Consider the following 653-nt stretch of genomic DNA (forward strand, 5'->3'; position numbering starts at 1 on the left):
GGCCAGCTCAGCACGTTCGCCCCGTCCATGCCGGAGCTCGCGCCGTAGCCGCCATTGAGGAAGAGCGCGTTGGCGATGGGCTTTCCATCGGCGCGGAAGCCGGAGAAGCCGAGGCACCAGAGGGGCGAGCCGACGCCGGCGACGACGCGATCCGGCAGCGCGTCGGCCAGGGCCGACAGCACCAGTGCGGGGAGGAAATGCCCGGTCAGCGCGCGCGCCCCGCCGGCGGCGGGATGGGCGGAGTTGAGGATGCAGCCCTCCGGCGCCGTCACCTTGAGCGGCCGGAAGCTGCCCTCGTTGTTGGGCACGGCGGGACATATCGCCGCCTTCACCGCGAAGGCCGTATAGGCGAAGGTGTAGGCAAGGCAGACGTTGATGGCGCGCGCCACCTGCGGATCGGACCCCGCATAGTCGGCCAGGATCTCGTCCCCGGACACGGTCAGCGCGAGCTGCAGCTTCAGCGGCTGGTCGAGCCCGTCCGTCTGCACGGAGGCGCGATAGACGCCGTCCGGCACGGCCGCGATCGCCGCGCGCGTGGCGCGCTCCGAGCGCGACTGGATCTCCTCCGCCAGCCCCGCGAGGTCCGGCAACCCGTGCTCCGCGAGCAGGCCGAGCACGCGGCGCTCCATCAGGTCCAGCGCGGCGAATTGCGC

The 653-nt window shown here is 72.4% G+C and carries 1 protein-coding gene; it reads right to left on the reverse strand.

Annotation, left to right across the window (positions count from 1 at the left end; all coding sequences use genetic code 11):
* The coding region (locus AC1DWF_RS35370; RefSeq protein ID WP_476843128.1) for a hydantoinase B/oxoprolinase family protein at positions 1-653 on the reverse strand (653 nt) is incomplete at both ends.

The sequence above is a fragment of the Aminobacter sp. P4_D5 genome (genome assembly GCF_056401815.1).